General features: G+C 68.3%; 16 protein-coding genes. 9 read left to right on the top strand and 7 right to left on the bottom strand.

Translation table 11 applies throughout. The features are described 5' to 3' along the window. Positions 1-92 precede the first annotated feature (92 nt). Entirely contained in the window at positions 93-1,229 is a 1,137-nt protein-coding gene (locus K9D12_RS14285) for a DUF475 domain-containing protein (RefSeq protein WP_047310881.1), read from the bottom strand. 267 nt (positions 1,230-1,496) lie between these two features. Here K9D12_RS14285 and K9D12_RS14280 point away from each other — a divergent pair, with 267 nt between their 5' ends. The 4 genes from K9D12_RS14280 to K9D12_RS14265 are packed head-to-tail and all read left to right on the top strand — an operon-like array spanning position 1,497 to position 4,642. Beyond that, positions 1,497-2,780 (top strand): toxic anion resistance protein, encoded by a 1,284-nt coding sequence (locus K9D12_RS14280; RefSeq protein WP_225911336.1) that lies wholly within the window; start codon positions 1,497-1,499, stop codon positions 2,778-2,780. Between the two features lie 11 nt (positions 2,781-2,791). Beyond that, positions 2,792-3,226 (top strand): hypothetical protein, encoded by a 435-nt coding sequence (locus K9D12_RS14275; RefSeq protein ID WP_047310880.1) that lies wholly within the window; start codon positions 2,792-2,794, stop codon positions 3,224-3,226. After that, positions 3,219-3,773, top strand: a complete 555-nt coding sequence (locus K9D12_RS14270) for a TerD family protein (RefSeq protein WP_047310879.1) — start codon at positions 3,219-3,221, stop codon at positions 3,771-3,773. The genes K9D12_RS14275 and K9D12_RS14270 overlap by 8 nt, the downstream gene beginning before the upstream one ends. After that, complete coding sequence (locus K9D12_RS14265; protein WP_129666572.1) at positions 3,770-4,642, top strand: hypothetical protein; 873 nt, start codon at positions 3,770-3,772, stop codon at positions 4,640-4,642. Before K9D12_RS14270 ends, K9D12_RS14265 begins: the two co-directional genes overlap by 4 nt. A gap of 68 nt (positions 4,643-4,710) precedes the next feature. Here K9D12_RS14265 and K9D12_RS14260 read toward each other — a convergent pair whose 3' ends face one another. The 4 genes from K9D12_RS14260 to K9D12_RS14245 all read right to left on the bottom strand — a co-directional run bounded on the left by K9D12_RS14260 (position 4,711) and on the right by K9D12_RS14245 (position 8,283). Beyond that, positions 4,711-5,730, bottom strand: a complete 1,020-nt coding sequence (locus K9D12_RS14260) for an ATP-binding cassette domain-containing protein (protein WP_129666570.1) — start codon at positions 5,728-5,730, stop codon at positions 4,711-4,713. Next, positions 5,727-6,779: an ABC transporter permease gene (locus K9D12_RS14255; protein ID WP_223060550.1), complete on the bottom strand. Its 1,053-nt coding sequence runs from the start codon at positions 6,777-6,779 to the stop codon at positions 5,727-5,729. The genes K9D12_RS14260 and K9D12_RS14255 overlap by 4 nt, the downstream gene beginning before the upstream one ends. A 122-nt stretch (positions 6,780-6,901) precedes the next feature. Beyond that, positions 6,902-7,120, bottom strand: a complete 219-nt coding sequence (locus K9D12_RS14250; RefSeq protein ID WP_047310876.1) for a biotin/lipoyl-binding carrier protein — start codon at positions 7,118-7,120, stop codon at positions 6,902-6,904. Between the two features lie 182 nt (positions 7,121-7,302). Then, positions 7,303-8,283, bottom strand: a complete 981-nt coding sequence (locus tag K9D12_RS14245) for a sugar ABC transporter substrate-binding protein (protein WP_047310875.1) — start codon at positions 8,281-8,283, stop codon at positions 7,303-7,305. 144 nt (positions 8,284-8,427) lie between these two features. Here K9D12_RS14245 and K9D12_RS14240 point away from each other — a divergent pair, with 144 nt between their 5' ends. Next, the gene (locus K9D12_RS14240; protein ID WP_129666568.1) at positions 8,428-9,375 is read left to right on the top strand and encodes a purine-nucleoside phosphorylase; all 948 of its coding nucleotides are present in this window, start codon (positions 8,428-8,430) and stop codon (positions 9,373-9,375) included. A gap of 76 nt (positions 9,376-9,451) precedes the next feature. Next, the gene (locus K9D12_RS14235; RefSeq protein ID WP_129666566.1) at positions 9,452-10,147 is read left to right on the top strand and encodes a peptidylprolyl isomerase; all 696 of its coding nucleotides are present in this window, start codon (positions 9,452-9,454) and stop codon (positions 10,145-10,147) included. Positions 10,148-10,289: 142 nt separating this feature from the next. Here K9D12_RS14235 and K9D12_RS14230 read toward each other — a convergent pair whose 3' ends face one another. Both K9D12_RS14230 and K9D12_RS14225 read right to left on the bottom strand, forming a co-directional pair. Continuing rightward, on the bottom strand, positions 10,290-11,015 hold the full coding sequence (locus K9D12_RS14230; RefSeq protein ID WP_129666564.1) for a putative glycolipid-binding domain-containing protein: 726 nt from the start codon (positions 11,013-11,015) through the stop codon (positions 10,290-10,292). An 89-nt stretch (positions 11,016-11,104) separates the two neighbouring features. Next, positions 11,105-12,556 carry a CCA tRNA nucleotidyltransferase gene (locus tag K9D12_RS14225; RefSeq protein ID WP_129666561.1) on the bottom strand — a complete coding sequence of 484 codons (1,452 nt, stop codon included), beginning with the start codon at positions 12,554-12,556 and terminating at the stop codon, positions 11,105-11,107. Between the two features lie 141 nt (positions 12,557-12,697). On the opposite strand from K9D12_RS14225, the gene K9D12_RS14220 reads away from it, so the two are divergent. The 3 genes from K9D12_RS14220 to murJ are packed head-to-tail and all read left to right on the top strand — an operon-like array spanning position 12,698 to position 17,641. Then, the gene (locus tag K9D12_RS14220; protein WP_047310871.1) at positions 12,698-13,177 is read left to right on the top strand and encodes an NUDIX hydrolase; all 480 of its coding nucleotides are present in this window, start codon (positions 12,698-12,700) and stop codon (positions 13,175-13,177) included. A 17-nt stretch (positions 13,178-13,194) separates the two neighbouring features. Continuing rightward, entirely contained in the window at positions 13,195-15,531 is a 2,337-nt protein-coding gene (locus tag K9D12_RS14215) for a DUF6049 family protein (RefSeq protein WP_129666560.1), read from the top strand. Between the two features lie 13 nt (positions 15,532-15,544). Beyond that, complete coding sequence (gene murJ / locus K9D12_RS14210) at positions 15,545-17,641, top strand: murein biosynthesis integral membrane protein MurJ (protein ID WP_165357975.1); 2,097 nt, start codon at positions 15,545-15,547, stop codon at positions 17,639-17,641. Positions 17,642-17,847 lie beyond the last annotated feature (206 nt).

Here is a 17,847-nt window from a genome sequence, read left to right as displayed (position 1 = left end):
ATTTGGTTTGTCGGGGGGGCGGGGAGTTGTTTATACCACCCCGGCCGCACCCCATGTGGGGTGCGGCCGTCGTTGACCAGCCTCGAGATCCGTCAGGCGTGGACGTGTTCGACCTCTCCGCCCTCGGCGGCAATCCGCTTGTTGCGGCGTACCGACGCGAGGAAAGCGGCACCGATGAAACCGACGCCGATGAGGCCGGTGATGACCTCGGGCACCTCGTGCTTGATGCTGATGAACAGGATCGTCGCAAGCGCCCCGATGGCCCACATGGCGCCGTGCTCGAGGTAGGCGTAGTCGTCGAGCGTGCCCTGACGCACGAGGTAGACCGTGAGCGAACGGATCCACATGGCGCCGACGCCGAGGCCGACGGCGATGATGAAGATGTCCTGGCTGATGGCGAAGGCGCCGATGACGCCGTCGAACGAGAACGACGCGTCGAGCACCTCGAGGTACATGAAGAGGAAGAACGCGGCCTTGCCCGCGGCCTTGCCGACACCGGGCAGTTCCTTCCCGTCCTTGCCGTTTTCGGCACTCTCCTTGCTGTCGGCCTCCGCCTCGTCGGCGTCGTCCGCGGCGTCGTGTTCGGCCAGGCCCTGCTGCTCGAACAGGTCGCCCAGACCACCGACGAGCAGGTACGTCATGACGCCGAGCACCCCGGAGAACAGGACGGTTCCTGCGTCCTCTGCGAGGAACTGCGAGGCGAGCACGAGCACGAGGAGCGCCACGACGACGGAGAGCTGGTCGAGCTTGCCGATCTTCGCGAGCGGACGCTCGATGGGCTTCAGCCACTTCACCTTGTGGTCCTCGAACACGAAGTTGAGGAACAGCATGAGCAGGAAGGAACCACCGAAGGCCGCAATGCTCGGGTGAGCCTCGTGCAGCATGTAGGCGTACGTGCCGGGCGTCTCCTGGTCACCGCCCTTGATGGCGAGGTCGATGGCCTTCATCGGGCCGACGCCACCCGTCAGGCAGACGATGAGCAGCGGGAACACGAGGCGCATACCGAAGACGGCGATGAGGATGCCGACCGTGAGGAAGATCTTCTGCCAGAACGCGTTCATCCGCTTGAGGATCGTCGCGTTGACGACGGCGTTGTCGAAGCTGAGCGAGACCTCGAGCACGATGAGGATGGCGACGATGGCCAGGCCGGAGACTCCCCCGAGGAAGAAACCGCCGACGAGGCCGGCGACCGTGATGGCCACCGACCATCCGAACGTCTTGAGAAGCATGGAGAACACTTTCCGGGGAGCGGGCACGAACCGGGCACACCCGACCCTGGGAAAAGGGCATGCGGGGGCTCTTGAACACCCAGCGTAGCGCCGACACGCCTGAGCCCCATCGTCCGACGATGTGTGTGCGCCCACGCAGACACGTCGAACCGCGACAACCGCTCCACCTGCGGGAACGCCCCGCACCACAGGCTCGTTGTCGGGTGGGTGGACTAGGCTCGAAGACGAGCTCCTTCATTCGCCCTGAACCTTCGCAGGAGAGGCACGATGACGAACCCCGGACAGCAGCCGTACCAGGATCCGAATCAGCAGTACGGCGGGCCCCAGGCACAGCCTCAGCAGGCTCCCCAGGCCCAGCAGGCCCCCGAGCCCGAGACGATGCTGGCGCCGCCGAAGGCCGTCGACCTCGTCGAGCCGGAGAAGGCCGCGGCGATGGTGCCCATCGACGAGCAGGCCAAGCAGGTGGCCACCACCGAGGCCACGCAGACGGTCGCGCGCTTCGAGGAGATCGACCCGAACGACCCGCAGTTCCGTGCGCGGCTCAAGGAGATCACCAACATGGGCCGCGAGGAGTCCATGAAGGCGACGCAGGTGAGCAACTCGATCCTGCAGCGCCCCTCCCTCGCGGGTAAGGACTCGTCGCAGACGAAGGTGGGCAACACCCTCGTCGAACTGCGCCAGACGATCACCGACCTCGACCCGCACCGCGCCGACCTCAAGGGCGCGAAGAAGGTGCTCAAGTGGCTGCCGGGCGGCGACAAGGTCGACCGCTACTTCATGAAGTACCAGTCGAGCCAGACGCACCTGAACTCGATCATCGCCGCGCTCGAATCGGGTCAGGACGACCTGCGCAAGGACAACGCGGGCATCCAGCTCGAGCAGACGCGTCTGTGGGACGCGCTTCTGCGTCTGCGTGAACTCGACGAGAAGATGACGCAGCTCGACGGCGCGATCGAGCAGCGCGTGGCCGAACTGCAGGCGCGTGGCGACACGGAGAAGGCCGACGCCATGAAGTCGCAGGTGCTCTTCACGGTGCGCCAGCGTCGTCAGGACCTCGCGACGGAGATCGCCGTCGCGACGCAGGGCTACATGTCGCTCGGCCTCGTGCTGCAGAACAACGACCAGCTCATCCAGGCCGTCGACCGCGCGAAGTCGACCACGGTCGCCGCGCTGTACACGGCCGTCATCGTCTCCGAGGCGCTGGCTCGCCAGAAGCTCGTGCTCGACCAGATCAACGCACTGCGCTCGACCACGTCGAACATGATCGAGGCCACGAGCAAGCAGCTGCGCACGCAGGGTGCGGAGATCAACGCGAAGTCGACCGAGTCGCTCGTCGAGGTGGAGAAGTTGGAGAACGCGTTCACCAACGTCTTCGCCACGATGGACGCCATCGACTCCTACCGCGCCGCCGCCACCGACTCGATGGCGCAGACGATCTCGTCGCTGCAGACGCAGATCAAGCGCGCCGAGCCGTACATGGAGCGTGCGCGCAAGGAGCAGATCGAGAGCAACGAGTCGCGTAACAGCGGTCAGCTGCCGGGCCGTTCCTGAGGTGATCTGACGTGGGGTGGTTCTCGCGCGACGAACCGCAGCGCCCGAGCGGCCCGACGCCCGGAACCGTCGACGCCGTCGGTGCTGCGCTCGTGCCGTACGTGCGGTGGTTGCGTTCGCTCGGCAGTCAGGTGCCCGGGCGGGCCATGGTGTTGTGCCGGCTCATCGGCGACCACCTGGAGGACGTCGTGGGCGACCCGTCGGCCAAGTTGCTCGACGTGCAGACGCTCGTCACGTTGGAGCGCACCGCGAGTGCCCACGTGCCCGACACGATCAACGCCTACCTGGCCGCGCGCGGCGTCAGCGGGGCGCAGGACATGCTCATCCGGCAACTGACGACGATCGAGGGCGTCGCGGCGTCGGCTGCGAAGCGTTCGATCGAGAGTGCCCGTGACGCCCTGGAGATCCAGGGCGCGTTCCTCGAGGAGAAGTTCGGACATGCCTGACACGACGAATCTGGCTCCCGGAGACGGCCTCCCGCTCGGGCGTGACGCCGGTGTGCGCGTGCTGTCGATCGACGTGCGCTGGAACACGGGTACCGAGACGGCGCTGTCGGAACGCATCGGGCTGGCCGCCATGCCCCTCGTGCGCGACCGGGTCGAGAGCCGCGAGCACGTCGTTCACTCGAACCAGCCGGCCACGCCGGACGAGACGACGCGGCTGGGGGCGTCGAACGGCGTTGTCGAGGTCGACCTCGCCGCGGCGCCGGCGGACGTCGAGCGCGTCGTCGTGCTTGCGTTCGTCCACCCGCGGGCCAACGCGTCGAAGCGCACCCTCGACGAGGTGAGCGACCTGTCGATCACGTTCCGTGACGACTCGTCCGGCCGCGAGATCGCGCGCACGGACAACCTGGCGCGCGCCATCGGTCCGGTGACGGCCGCCGCCGTCGCCGAGGTCGTGCGGGACGGTGACGGGTGGCGCGTCAACGTCTCCGCGCGTGGTTTCGAGGCCGGGCTCGACGGCGCGCTGCAGCAGGCGGGGAGCCGGCTGTGACGCTGCAGCCCCCTCCTGGCTACAACTCGGGTGACGCGGCGCGTCACGCACCCTCACCCCAGCCCGCCCCGGTGCCGCCGCAGGCGCCCGAGGCAGCCGCGCGTCCGAGCGACGTCCCCGACGCGCAGCTCGGCAACCCTGACGGCGCGTGGTTGCGCGTCATCAGCGCGGAGCCGAGCCCGGTGCATCTGTCCGACAGTCAGCAGGGCGAGCGCGTCGAGACGGGTGAGATCGAGGCGGAGGCACCGAGCGCGGCGCCCACGCAGAGCCTCGGTGGGTCGTGGGGCGGCAGCGAGCCGTCCCCTGCGTCGAGCAGCTCAGTGGCTGCGCCCCGGCACAACACTGGACGCAAGAGTGTCGATGTCGTGCCTGCGCGCCGTCGACCGTCGCGGCCGCCACAGGGCATCAGCGTCGTCGGTGGGCGCACCGTGAAGCTGCACCGCGTCGTGGCGCTCGACCGGTTGGCGTCGGGCATCGGCTACCTCACGGTCGAGTGGCGCGTGCGTCAGCGCGGGTTCGACCTGCTGGCGCTGCAGGACGGTTCAACCGTGGCGGCCCGCGCCAACACCCTGACGATCGACCTCACGCAGCCGATGAACCGCGTCCTCATCGCCACGGGCACGCAGGGCACGATGCCTGTGCCCGCCTCGGAACTGCGCGTGAGCAACGGCTCGACGCAGGTCATCATCCCCATCGACGGCGGCACGAGCCTCGGCGTCTGGCCGCGGCTGACCCTGACGCGGGTGGACGAGTTCGTCGTCATCCGCCACGAGCACGACCCGCTCTCGGGCATCCTCTCGGCCGTTGCGGGCGCGTACGGCTACGACGAGCGCAACTTCGTCCTCGCCCACTCGCACGTGCTGCGCTGACGCCGGCGGCCTGAACGCACGAGTGCCCCGGAATCGCCGAGCGATCCGGGGCACTTCGGTATGGGGCGTCAGTCGACGTCGAGTGGTGAGGTGCTCACCGTGACGTCGTCCTTGCGCAGTTCGTGCTCGAGGGCCTCGAGTTCGGAGACGCCGGCCATCTGGGCGGTCAGCTCGTCGAGGCTGACCTCGTCCTTCGACGCGTCGAGCGCCACACGGCCGAGCTTGAGCACGACGAAGTGGTTGCCCACGAGGTAGGCGTGGTGCGGGTTGTGCGTGATGAGGACGACGCCCAGGCCCGCGTCGCGCGCCGCCTGGATGTACTTGAGCACGACGCCGGACTGCTTGACGCCGAGCGCCGCCGTCGGCTCGTCGAGGATGATGACCTTCGCGCCGAAGTAGATGGCACGCGCAATGGCGATGCACTGCTTCTGACCACCCGAAAGCCCACCGACCGGACGGTCGAGGTCGGGGATGACGATGCCCATCTTCGTCAGCTCTTCGCCGCAGATGGCCTTCATTTTCTTGATGTCGAGCACGCCGAACGGGCCGCGCGTCAGCTCGTTGCCGAGGAAGAAGTTGCGCCACACCGACTGCAGCGGAGCGAGCGCGAGGTCCTGATACACCGTGGCGATACCCGACGCCAGCGACTGGCGCGGCGAGCTGAAGTGCCGCTCGTCGCCGGCCACGAGCATCGTGCCCGACGTGTAGTCGTGCAGGCCCGACATGATCTTGATGAGCGTCGACTTACCGGCGCCGTTGTCGCCGAGCACGCACGTCACTTCGCCCGGGCGGACGGTGAGGTCGACGCCGCGCAGTGCGTCGACGTTGCCGTACGCCTTGCCGACGTCGAGGAGCTGCACGAGCGCGTCGGGGTCGGCGACGTCGTCGCTCGTCACCCGGCCAGCCGGCGTCGAGTCGATCGGCGCGTTCTCACGCTCCGCGGGCGTCTCGGCAGTTTCACGTGAAACGGCGTCGCACTTCGTCGCGTCGGTGCCGTCGACCGGCAGACTTCCGGGCCGCTCGGCGTGCTCGCCGCCGACACTACCCTTGCCGGGCTTCTCGGGCTGCCCCGTCTTGATGCGGATCATCGTGAGTCCGCCTTTCGCTTGACGAAGGTGTTGAGCAGCGTGGCCGCGAGGAGCATGACGCCGAGGAACGCCTTGAACCAGTCGGGGTTCCAGCCCGCGTAGTTGATGCCGAGCTGCGTCATGCCGAACATGAGCGCGCCGAGGCTGGCGCCCACCGCCGAGCCGTAGCCGCCGGTGAGCAGGCAGCCACCGACGACTGCGGCGATGATGAAGATGAACTCGTTGCCGATGCCCTCACCGGACTGGACGCGGTTGAACGCGAAGAGCAGGTGCATGCCCGACAGCCAGGCGCAGAAGCCGATGAACATGTAGAGGCCGATGCGAACCTTCCACACCGGCACGCCGACCGCGCGAGCGGCCTTCTCGTCGTCACCGATGGCGAAGATCCAGTTGCCGATCTTGGTGCGCAGCAGGACGAACGCGGCGATCACGGTGAGGATGATCCAGAAGATGATCGGGATCTTGATGTTGACGGGGCCGATCGAGAACGACGCTCCGAAGATCGCCTTCGCCGAGTCGAAGCCGGCCATGTCGCTGATGTCGTTGCTCGCCACGCCGCCGGTGACGGCGCGCGTCAGGCCGAGGTTGACGCCTTGGAGGACGAAGAACGTCGCCAGGGTGATGAGGAAGCTCGGCAACCCGCTGCGGTTGAGCATGAAACCGTTGATCGCGCCGATCGCGAGCGCGATGAGGAGGCTCAGCCCGACGGCGGCCCACACGTGGAAGTTGAAGTACCAGGCGAGCAACGACGCCGACATTCCGGCGGTCGTGACGGCGACACCTGCGGAGAGGTCGAACTCGCCGGCGACCATGAGCAGCGCCACGGGCACGGCCATGATGCCGATGGTTGCGGCCTGGTAGAGGATCGTGCCGGTGTTCGCCATGTGGCGGAACGGCTCGGCCACGATGAGGAAGAACAGGGCGATCGCGAGAACGCCGAAGAGCGAGCCGATCTCGGGGCGGGAGAGGTATCGCGCCAGAGCGTGGCGGTTCCTCACCCGGTCGTCGGCAGCGCTCGACGAGTCGCTCGAAGTGGCAGGAGTCGACACGCGGAACTCCCTTTCGGATGTGCGGGCATGGCGAAGGGGCGCCCTCGCCGTCCTTTATCGTAGGTCACGCGTGTATCGACTCGATACATTTCGTCGTCAGCGGGTCGGCCTCCCGGCCGGTGTCACTGCAGGACGACGAGCACGTCACCTTCCTGCACGACGTCACCGGGCTCCACGCGGATCTCGACGACCGTGCCGGGTTCCTCGGGCACGACCGGGATCTCCATCTTCATCGACTCGAGGAGCACGAGCTCCTCACCGGCCTCGACCTTCTGCCCGACGCGCACCGCGACGGAGTGAACGTTGGCGACGAGGTCGGAAGCGATGTGTTGGGCGGCCATGCTGGCATCGTCGCAGAGCCGATCGGTTACCCGCGCGTCCCACCGACGAGTAACTGTGGACGCGTCACACCCCAAGGCGCAGGCGAGACGTCGAACCCGTCGAGCCTCACCCACGACGATGCCCGCCGCCCTCGACGTGAGGTGCGGCGGGCATCGTCAGGCGTGATGCGTCCGGGTGAGGGTCAGCGGCGACCGCTCTTGGCGTACTTCTCCACGTCGGCCACGTTGTTCTTGTCGATGAACGCGGGGCCGGTGAGCACCGGCTGGCCACCACCGACGATGTTGCCGTTGTTCTTGCGCAGCCACAGCGAGTCGACGGCGAGGTAACCCTGGAGGTACGGCTGCTGGTCAACAGCCCACTGCACGGAGCCGTTCTTGATCGCGCCGATGACCTCGCTCGAGGTGTCGAACGTGAACACCTTGGCCTTGGAACCGGATTCCTTGACCGACTTCGTCGCCGTCATCGCGTACGGACCACCGAGGGCGAGCACGGAGTCGATCGTCTTGTCCTGCTGCAGCTTGCTCGTGATGGCGCTCTGCACGCTCGGCATGTCCTTGCCGTTGACGTAGAAGTTCTCCGTCTGCGCGAACTTGCTCTTCACACCGGCGCAGCGGTCGGTGTGGCCGACGTTGCCCTGCTCGTGGATGACGCACAGAACCTTCTTCGCGCCACCGGACTTGAGCTTGTCGCCCGCGGCCTCACCGGCGATCTTCTCGTCCTGGCCGTAGTAGCTCTCGACGCCCATCTTCTTCCAGTCGTCGAGACCACCGTTGAGGGCGACGACCGGAATGCCGGCCTTGCGGGCGGCGTCGACGGCGCTCTTCATCGCGTCAGGCTTCGACAGGGTGACGGCGATGCCGTCGACCTTCTTGTCGATGGCCTGCTGCACGAGGTTCGCCTGCTTCGGGCCGTCGGGGTCGGCCGTGTACTCGAGCTTGACGTTGTCCTTGGCCGCCGCGTCCTCGGCGCCCTTGCGGACGATGTCCCAGAACGTGTCGCCCGGGCCGGAGTGCGTGATGAGCGCAACCGTCATGCGCGGCGTCGTGGCCTTGCCGGCGTTCATCGACGCCTGCTCCTCGGCCTTGCGGCCACCCGTCGCACTGCAGGCGGTGAGCGACGTGGCGAGGACGGCGACGGCCGCCATCGACAGGGACTTACGCATGGGCGTTCCTTCCAGAACAGGCCGAACACATGTGCGGCCAGAGGTATCGCCGTCCATTGTGCACCACGCAATGTCTCGGTTCGATACATCCGGAGTCCGCCGGGGAGTCCTCCTGTGCGCACGCTGCCGCGTTACGTTGAAGACATGACGCAGAGCCAGACCCACGGATTGCCCTCTTGGCCCACCGACGCGGCCGCGGAGTTCAACGCCGCGATGACGCTGGCCGACTCGGCCGCCGCCTACATTCGGGCCGCCTCCGGCGTCGAGTACGTCGACGCTCTCCTCATCCTCGGCACGGGATGGCGCGGAGCCTTGGACGCGCTGACGGGGACTTCCGCCGCAGACGAGAGCGACGCCGACGGTTTCACGGGAAACATCGACGCAGAGACGTCGGTCGAGGTGCTGTGGCGTGCCGACGCACCGTCCGTGCCGGGCTTCGTCGAGCCCGCGGCTGAGGACAACCATGCCGAACTTCTCCTCGTGCGGATCGGTTCGGACGATCCCGGCGACGTGGCCGGCGATGTGCGCCACGTCCTCGTCCAGACCGGGCGAGCGCACCTCTACGACGGGTACGGGGTGCACGCCGTCGTCCACCCCATTCGGGTTGCGGCGGCACTCAACGCCGAGCGTGTCGTGTTCACGAGTGACTGCGGCTCGCTGCGCGACGACATCGCCCCCGGCACCGTGCTCATCATTCGTGACCACCTCAACCCAACGTTCGCGACGCCGCTCGTCGGCTCGGCGAAGTTCGCGGACCTGCGCGGCATGTGGTCGCAGAACCTTGCCGAACTCGCCCGTGAGCACGAGCCGTCTCTGCGTGACGCGTGCTTCGCGTTCGTTCCCGGGCCGCAGTATCAGACCCCGTCCGAGGTGAAGATGCTGCGCAACGCCGGGGCGGACTGCGTCGGGATGTCGACCGTGCTGGGTGCCCTTGCGGCCCGCGAGCGCGGCATGGAGATGGTCGGCCTGTCGGTCGTGTCGTCGGCCGAAACGAACGACGATCCGAACGACCCCTTGGCCGTGCTGCGGGAAGCGCGGCGTGCGACGGAGCGTCATGCGGGCCTGCTGCTGCACCTCGTGACGGTCGACTGATCGGCGACCGCCCCGACACGTCGTCGCGCCAGCAGTTCTCGGCACCCGCGCGCGTCGGCGAAGTACCCTGCGCAGCATGAACCTCTCGCTGCCCCGCCGCACCGTTGCCCTCGGCCTGCTCGCCGGTTCGCTCGCTCTCGCCGGATGCGGCAAGGACGACTCGTCGTCCGGCTCGTCGAGTTCGGGAGGCTCGGGCAGTGCGAATGCCTCGACGCAGTGCCCGCCGGCCGACGGTTCCGCGCAGAAGAAGCAGAGCTTCGACGACGCCCCGCCCATGTGCATCGACGCGAACAAGACCTACACCGCGACGATGACGACGGACGTCGGCGACGTCGTCATCACGCTGGATGCGAAGAAGGCACCGAAGACCGTCAACAACTTCGTCGTCCTCTCCCGCTACCACTTCTACGACGGCGTGAGCTTCCACCGCGTCATCCCCGGCTTCATGGCGCAGGGCGGCGACCCGAAGGGTGACGGCACGGGCGGGCCGGGCTACACGATCGAGGACGAGTTCCCGCAGGAGGGCGAGTATAAGGAGGGCTCGATCGCGATGGCGAACACGGGCCAGCCGAATTCGGGCGGCTCACAGTTCTTCATCGTCACCGGTGATTCCGGCACGGCCCTGCCGCCGCAGTACACGCTCTTCGGCCAGGTGAGCAAGGGCATGGACGTCGTGAAGAAGATCGAGGCCGACGGCAACCAGGACGGTTCACAGGAAGGCACGCCCGTGAAGAAGCACACGATCACGAGCGTGAAGATCGAGGAGAAGTGAGCCGCGAGTTGCCCGAGGAGCTCTACGACGAGGAATCCGACGGCGTCCGCCGCACGCTCGACGCCGGCGGACTGAGCACGAGAGACGTCGGCCGCACCAGCGGCCGGGCTTCAGACGTGGTCACGCTGCAACCGAGAGCGGGTCAGTCGACGTCGATGCGCGCCGCGAGTTCGGGGTAGGTGACGACGAGGCCGTGAGCGTCGACGGCGAGGTCGACGCTCACGTCACGCGTTGCCGAGCGGTAGTGCACGACGGAGACGACGCGATCGTCGAGGGCCGACGCGATGTCCGAGAGTCCCTCGGGGCCCGAGGAGTACACCTGCGCCGACGGGATGACGGCGAGGTCGGGCAACGACACCCACGCCGTCGTGATCGGACGCTCCCCGACGCCGGCCGCGTCCACGCCGAGCCGGCGGATCGGCATCGTGTTCGTCAGCGGGCACCCCGCTAGATCGACGTCGAGGGACTCGACGAAGAGTTCCAGCGCGTCATCTGCGATGCCGATCGGGCCGAAATCGCCCGGTACATCACCGGATTCGCCGCTCTCGCACCGCCACACGGAGCGCGACCCTTCGTCACGACGCCACAGATTGAGGTGGCGCTGCCACACCGGCTCGGGGGAGCCACCGGTCTCGTCGGGGGCGTCGAGATCCTCGGCCGCCGACGACGGCGCGTGGCCCTCGACGTCGACCGTGAACAGGCGCGTGCGCCAGGACGAGTCGACGACGAGATCCCACTGGGCGCGGTAGCGCTCCGTCGACTGCCGCCCCGTGGCGACGAAGCCGCCGTCGGCGTCGAACTCGACCGACGCGACGTCGAGACGCGACTCGTCGTCCAGCCCGCGCCAGACCACCTCAACCGTCGTCATCGCGCCACTCCCTCTCGCATCAGCAGATGACACATGCAGCCATCACGCTACGCACGCGACCTCGGCCGGCACCCGAAGAACACACGGTTTCAGCCCTGCGACTCAGGCTGCTCGGCCCACCACGTCCGCAGCCGGTCGGCCGCCGCCTCCTTGCCGATGACTCCCTCGTCGAGGCGCACCGACAACAGGTACTGGTAGGCCTTGCCGAGCACCGGGCCGGGCTTGATGCCGAGCACCTCGGCGATCTCGTTGCCGTTGAGTTCCGGACGAACGGCCGCCAGTTCCTCCTCGGCCTTCAACCGCTCGATGCGGGCTTCGAGGTCGTCGTAGGTGGCCTGCAGGCGAGCTGCCTTGCGCTTGTTTCTCGTCGTCGAATCGGCGCGCGTCAGCAGATGCAAGCGTGAGAGCAACGGTCCGGCGTCCGTGACGTAGCGGCGCACCGCCGAGTCCGTCCACTCCCCGTTGCCGTAGCCGTGGAAGCGCAGGTGCAGCTCGACGAGCCGGCACACAGCCTTGATCGTGTCCTTGTCGAAGCGCAGCTCCCGCAACCGCTTTCGTGCGAGCTTCGCACCGACGAGCTCGTGGTGGTGGAAGCTGACGCCGCCGCCCGATTCGAAGCGACGCGTGTCCGGCTTGCCGATGTCGTGCAGCAGCGCGGCCAGGCGCAGCACGAGGTCGGGCCCTTCGACGACCTCCGCCTCCTCGACCCCGGGAACGTCGCGCGGACCCTCGAGGTCCATCGCCTGCTCGAGCACCGTGAGGGAGTGCTCGTACACGTCCTTGTGACGGTGGTGCTCGTCGATCTCCAACGCGAGCGCCGGCACCTCGGGCAGCACGTACTCGCAGATACCCGAGTCGACGAGCGCCGTCAGCCCGCGCCGCGGCGCCGGCGACATGAGGAGTTTCACGAGTTCGTCACGCACCCGCTCGGCAGAGATCATGCGGATCGAGCCGGCCATCTCCGTCATCGCCGCGAACGCCTCGGGAGCGATGTCGAACGACAGCTGCGAGCTGAAACGCGCCGCGCGCATCATGCGCAGCGGGTCGTCACCGAACGAGACCTCCGGCGACGTGGGTGTGCGCAGACTCCGCGCCGCCATGTCCGCGAGGCCGCCGTAGGGGTCGACGAAGGTGAGGTCGGGCAGCCGCAGCGCCATCGCGTTGACGGTGAAGTCGCGACGCACGAGGTCGTCGTCGAGCGAGTCGCCGAACTCGACGACCGGCTTGCGCGTCTCGCGGTCGTAGGCGTCGGCTCGGTACGTCGTGATCTCGACCTGAAAATCGCCCTTACGGACGCCGATCGTCCCGAAAGCACGCCCGAGATCCCACACGGCGTCAGCCCATCCGGCGACGATGCGCTCGGTGTCCTCAGGGCGCGCCGACGTCGTGAAGTCGAGATCGGGCGACGTGCGCGCGAGGAAAGCGTCACGCACCGGCCCACCGACGAGGGCGATCTCGTGGCCCGCCGACGTGAAGCGTTCACCCAGTTCGCGCAGCATCGGCATGACCGGTTCGAGGTGCGAGACAGCCTCGGCCAGCATCGTCGCTCCGCTCGGTACCGACCCGTTCGGTCGGTTTTGCGCGGGCTGAACGGAGGCTGCTCGAGTAGGCGTCACCGGCCAAGGGTATCGAGGGGCCCGGCGGCACCAGAATTTCCCAGCCGCTCTCGTTAAGGTGGAGCAATGACCGTCTCCTCGTCGCGCATGCAGCGGGCTTCACGCCTGGGCTCGCTGGAGGAGATTTCTGCGGGCGGAGTCGTCGTCGACGTTCGTGACCAGCAGGCCTATCTCGCTCTCATCGCGCGGCACAACCGAGCCGGACGCGTCGAGTGGTGCCTGCCCAAGGGCCACATCGAAGAAGGCGAGACGCTCGTGCAGACGGCCGAGCGCGAGGTCGAGGAGGAGACCGGCATCAAGGGCCGCGCCCTCGTCACGCTCGGCGTCATCGACTACTGGTTCTCGATTCCGGGCTTCCGCATCCACAAAATGGTCCACCACTACCTGCTCGAAGCGGTCGGCGGAGAGATCAGCATCGAAGGTGACCCCGACCACGAGGCCATCGACGCGCGCTGGTTCCGCCTCGACCGCGCCCACGAACAGCTGACCTTCCCCAACGAGCGCCGCATCGCAGCCACCGCCTGGGCCCGGCTCACCGGACATTGATCGGTTCCGGCCCCCAGATGACACGCTCCGCGTCGGCCCGCGCGCTCGTGGCGGCCCTCGTCTGCCTGCTCGCGCTCCTCGGCCTCGCTCCTGCTGCGAGCGCCGCACCGCCGAACCCCCGCTCGAACGTCAGCGCGCTCCCACGGCCCGGAATCGTCACCAACGGCGACGTCCGGATGTGGATGACGAGCGGCGCTCCGGCCACCGCGACGACCGGTTCCGGCACCACCGTGAGCGTCATCGTCGAGAACACCGGTGACACGCCCATCGACGGAGCCACTCTGCGTGCTCGTGTGGGTACTCGGCCTCTCGACTCCCTCGCCGCGCAGCAGCGGTGGGAGGAGGGAAAGCTACCGCTCGGAGCGTCGGCGTCCGCCGACGCCGATGTGCCGACGATCATGCCCGGCACCTCCGAGACGGTGAAGCTGTCCCTCACCTCGAGCGAACTCGACCTCAGCTACACGATGGCGACGCTGCCGCTGCGTATCGAACTGCGCGGTGCCGGCCGACCCACGACGAGGCTCCACAGCTTTGTCTCGTGGGCTGCGAAGGACGCCACGTTCACGCGGATGTCGGCGTCCGTCGTCGTGCCCGTCACCCTGCCGAACGACCCGAAGCTCCTCACGGCCACCGGCGAGGAACGCCTCGAGGCGTGGCGCAAGGCGATCGGTCCGGGTTCGACGATCGAGCGGCTCATCACCTCCGACCCTGGCGTGCCCGTCACGTGGCTCATCGACCCTGCGGTGCTCGACCCCGCTGCGGCTCAGGACGGCACTCTCCCCACGGCCGAGCAGGAAACGACGCAGGAGAGCCCGGCGTCACCGTCTGCCTCCCCCACGTCCGACGGCACGTCGAGCCCGTCCGAATCGGCGTCCGGCTCCGCATCGCCGTCGAGCGAAGGTTCGACGGAGTCGAACTCCTCGGGCACGTCGGAGCCTTCAGAGAGTTCGGAGTCGACGGATTCCGCCGACTCGGGATCCACGTCGCCCGGCACCCAGCCGAGCGAACCCGCAGCGAGCGTCGACGAACTGGCGGCGAACCTGCGGGCCAAGCTCGCCGAGCGTCCCGGCAACCAGAGCATCGCCTTCACGCCCTACGGCGACCCCGACCTCTCCGCGCTGACGAGCGCCCGGCGCCCCGCCGGGTCGCAGAAGATCCTCGAACGCTCGCTCTCGCGTCCGCTCTCGAGTGAGCTGTCCGAACTGTCCGAGACGGTCGTCGCGGCACCTGTCGCGCCGCTGGACGCCGGCTCCACCGCCCGGTTGACCGCCGCGTGGCAGAAGACGCGTGGCTCGCGGCCCGTGGTTCTCACCCCGAACGTCTCCCTCGATCGCACCGACGTCGCTGCCGTCACCTCGGCGACACGACGCACGACGAATCAGGTGACGATGGTCGGGTACAACGCGCCGCTGAGCCGCACGCTCAACGACGCGTCCATGTCCAACGCCGAGGCCGCCGCCTCGCTGCGCGCATCGAGTCTGGCGATCTACCAGCAGCAGCCCACCGCCGAGCGCTCGCTCGTCATCATGGGCGGGCGCGAGACCGTCCCCGTCGGTCGGCTGAAGGCGATCGCCTCGGCTCTCAAGCAGGCACCCTGGGTGCAGCCGGCAGCTCTCAGTACCGAGGAATCCACCTCGGCGCCCGTCGTCGATCTGGCACCCCAGGCCCCGCCGTCCGAAACCGTGTGGCCGCGAGTCGCCGCACCCGCCTTCGACGCCGGCGACATCACGACTGCCGACAGGACCCTCGCCACCCTGACGAAAATGGCCGAGATCGTCGTGGACGGCGATGACATCGTTCCCGCCTGGACTCGCAACCTCGACCAGGTGACGAGCACCCGCTGGCGCGGCGACCCGGCCGACGTCGACGGTCTCGTCGAGCACGCGTCGTCGACCGTCTCCGCCATTCCCCAACAGATCGCCGTCGTGCCGTCACGCGTCAACTTCTTCTCCGATTCCGGTCCCATCAGCGTCACCGTCAAGAACGGCCTGGCCCGCGCCGTCCACGGCATCGAGGTCAAGCTCACGCCGCGGACCTACGCCGTGCGTTTCCGCAGCCAGCCGGACGCCGTCGACATCCCCGGCAAGGGACAGACGTCGGTGCGCGTCCCCACGGTTGCGCAGGCCGCCGGGCGCGTGAGTGTCGACGCGAAGGTCACCGGCCCGGGGGACGTCCGCCTCGGCGAGAGCGACAAGCACGGGGCCGAGATCGAGATCAACGCGCGTCCCACGGGTACCTGGATCTTCTGGGTGCTCGGTATCGTGGCGTTGCTCGTCTTCTGCTACGGCCTCGTGCGCAACAGGCAGAAGGGCACCCGCCGACGCGATGAGCTCGCGCGGGACATCCAGTTGTAGGAGCACCCTGCCCATGTCGAACGACGGCCCCGGCTCTCTCGGCGCGCTGTACGAATCCAGCGCCCGACGGCACGTGCCGCAGATGCCCTCCGTCGCGGGCACGAGCATCGGCTCGGCCTACGACGCCTGGTTCGAGGCCGACCAAGAGGCTCAGTGGCTGCGCAACCTCGACGAGAGTCGGAGCCACGCGAGCAGCGACCACACGCAGGTCATCTCCCGCTCCGACGTCGACGCCTACCGCGAGCGTCGTGAGGCCGAGAAGACGTGGGACACCGACGCCGACGCCGCGCTCAACGTCTCGAGCCGTTCGCGCCGCGAGGCCGGCGTTTCACGTGAAACAGGGGGTGCGCCCGCAACCCAGGCGCTTCCACAGACCTCCCCCGGCGAGGTCGGTGGCAACGCAGCCGACCAGGCCGCCGACACGGGCGGGCGCGGCGGAATCCTGCGCAGTTCGGCCATCATGGCGGCCGGCACGCTCGTCTCGCGCGTTCTGGGCTTGCTGCGAACCTCGATGACGGTGGCCGCCATCGGTCTGAGCACCGGCGTCGCGAACACGTGGGACGTCGCGAACACGCTGCCCAACATCATCTACCTGCTGCTCGCCGGCGGTGTCATCAACGCCGTCCTCGTTCCACAGATCACCCGTGCGCTCGAGCACTCCGACGGCGGCAAGGCGTACACCGACCGCATTCTCACGCTGACATTCATGATCCTGGCGGGCGTCACCGTCGTCTTCATGGCAGCGGCGCCACTCGTCTATCGCCTCTTCGACAACAACAACATGACCGACGACAAGGCACACGTGGCCTTGATCTTCACCCTGTTGTGTCTGCCGCAGATCTTCTTCTACGGCCTCTACACGATCCTCGGTCAGGTGCTCAACGCCCGGGGTCGCTTCGGCGCCTTCATGTGGAGCCCCGCCCTCGCGAACGTCGTCATCATTGCGGGCCTCGCCGCTTACATCCTCATGTACCCGCACGGCGCCGACACGCCCGGCTTCAGCGGCATGACGACCCAAATGATGATCATGCTGGCGCTGCCCGCGACGTTGGGCATCTTCGCCCAGGCCGTCGTGCTCATCCCGCTCCTCAAGCGCGCGGGATACACCTACTCGCCGAACTTCCAGTTCCGCGGCGTCGGTCTGCGCAGCGCCTCGACGATGGCCGGATGGGCCTTCGCCGCCGTCATCGTCCAGCAGATCGGCCTCGTCGTCACGACGCAGCTGCTCTCCTCCCAGCCCGACGGCCAGCCGAACAAGGCAGCCCAGAGCAACGCCTTCCTCCTGTTCAGCCTGCCCCACTCGCTCATCACGCTTTCTCTCGTGACGGCGCTGTTCACGCGCATGTCGGTGGCGGCCGGTCGCGGCGAGACGCAGAAGGTCAAGGACGACATGACGACGGGTATCCGCCTGTCGGGTATCGCGTCCGTCATGCTGACGTTCGGCTGCTTCGTCCTCGTCTTCCCCCTCGTGGGCCTGTGGGTCGGGCCGGTCGAGTCGAGCCTGTGGGCCATCGGATCGATCGCCATCACGATGATGATCGGCCTCGTGCCGTTCAGCCTCTGCCTCATCATCCAGCGCGTGTTCTACGCCTACGGTGACGCCAAGACGCCCTTCTGGATGCAGATCCTGTGCACCGGCACCGCCATCGGGCTCACCCTCCCGTGGTTCAACTGGCACAACCTCACCGAGGAGATCTTCGGGCGTGCGCTGACCGACTGGACCGGGCTGCAGGGCGCCCACTTCTTCGGCCAGCCCGGCGTCCACTGGGTCGGCGTCGGCGTTGGCCTGGCGCAGACGTTGTCGAACGTCGTCCAGGCATCCGTCGGTTTCGTCCTGCTCAAGCGCAAGATCGGTCACGTGCCGATGTCCGAGACGGTACGCACGTACGTACGTCTCGCGATCGCCTCACTGCTCGCCACGGCTGTCGGCTTCCTCGTGCAGCTACCGTTGCACGACGCGCTGCCGGTGTCGCGTTTCGGTTCCTTCCTCGAGATCGCGGTCGTCGGCTCGATCTTCCTCGCGGTGTACCTGTTCGTCGCGAACCGCCTGCGGGTGGAGGAGATCAACAGCCTCACCGGCCCCGTCGCGCGGCGCCTCAAGCGTTCCTGACCTCGAAGCCCGCCGGCCCTCCTCGGGGCGGCGGGCGTCGCGCTCGCCGGGGCCCGGGGGGGGGGGGGGGGGGGGGGCCCCCCCCCCCCCCCCCCGGGGGGGGGGGCCCCCCCCCCCCCCGGGCGGGGGGGGCCCCCCCCCCCCGGGGGGGGGGCCCCCCCCCGGGGGGGGGCGGGGGGGGCCGGGGGGGGCGCGGGGGGCGCCCG

Source organism: Dermacoccus sp. Tok2021, from assembly GCF_019895135.1.
In the GTDB taxonomy this organism is placed as follows: Bacteria; Actinomycetota; Actinomycetes; order Actinomycetales; family Dermatophilaceae; genus Dermacoccus; species Dermacoccus abyssi.
Note: the sequence above shows the minus strand (reverse complement) of the source record. Positions and strands in the feature narration are given on the sequence as shown.

Excerpts from the sequence above, each read along its gene's own strand:
- K9D12_RS14285 (WP_047310881.1), bottom strand. The coding sequence starts at position 1,229 with ATGCTTCTCAAGACGTTCGGATGGTCGGTGGCCATCACGGTCGCCGGC.
- K9D12_RS14280 (WP_225911336.1), top strand. The coding sequence starts at position 1,497 with ATGACGAACCCCGGACAGCAGCCGTACCAGGATCCGAATCAGCAGTAC.
- K9D12_RS14270 (WP_047310879.1), top strand. The coding sequence starts at position 3,219 with ATGCCTGACACGACGAATCTGGCTCCCGGAGACGGCCTCCCGCTCGGG.
- K9D12_RS14260 (WP_129666570.1), bottom strand. The coding sequence starts at position 5,730 with ATGATCCGCATCAAGACGGGGCAGCCCGAGAAGCCCGGCAAGGGTAGT.
- K9D12_RS14250 (WP_047310876.1), bottom strand. The coding sequence starts at position 7,120 with ATGGCCGCCCAACACATCGCTTCCGACCTCGTCGCCAACGTTCACTCC.
- K9D12_RS14245 (WP_047310875.1), bottom strand. The coding sequence starts at position 8,283 with ATGCGTAAGTCCCTGTCGATGGCGGCCGTCGCCGTCCTCGCCACGTCG.
- K9D12_RS14240 (WP_129666568.1), top strand. The coding sequence starts at position 8,428 with ATGACGCAGAGCCAGACCCACGGATTGCCCTCTTGGCCCACCGACGCG.
- K9D12_RS14235 (WP_129666566.1), top strand. The coding sequence starts at position 9,452 with ATGAACCTCTCGCTGCCCCGCCGCACCGTTGCCCTCGGCCTGCTCGCC.
- K9D12_RS14230 (WP_129666564.1), bottom strand. The coding sequence starts at position 11,015 with ATGACGACGGTTGAGGTGGTCTGGCGCGGGCTGGACGACGAGTCGCGT.
- K9D12_RS14225 (WP_129666561.1), bottom strand. The coding sequence starts at position 12,556 with ATGCTGGCCGAGGCTGTCTCGCACCTCGAACCGGTCATGCCGATGCTG.
- K9D12_RS14220 (WP_047310871.1), top strand. The coding sequence starts at position 12,698 with ATGACCGTCTCCTCGTCGCGCATGCAGCGGGCTTCACGCCTGGGCTCG.
- K9D12_RS14215 (WP_129666560.1), top strand. The coding sequence starts at position 13,195 with ATGACACGCTCCGCGTCGGCCCGCGCGCTCGTGGCGGCCCTCGTCTGC.
- murJ (WP_165357975.1), top strand. The coding sequence starts at position 15,545 with ATGTCGAACGACGGCCCCGGCTCTCTCGGCGCGCTGTACGAATCCAGC.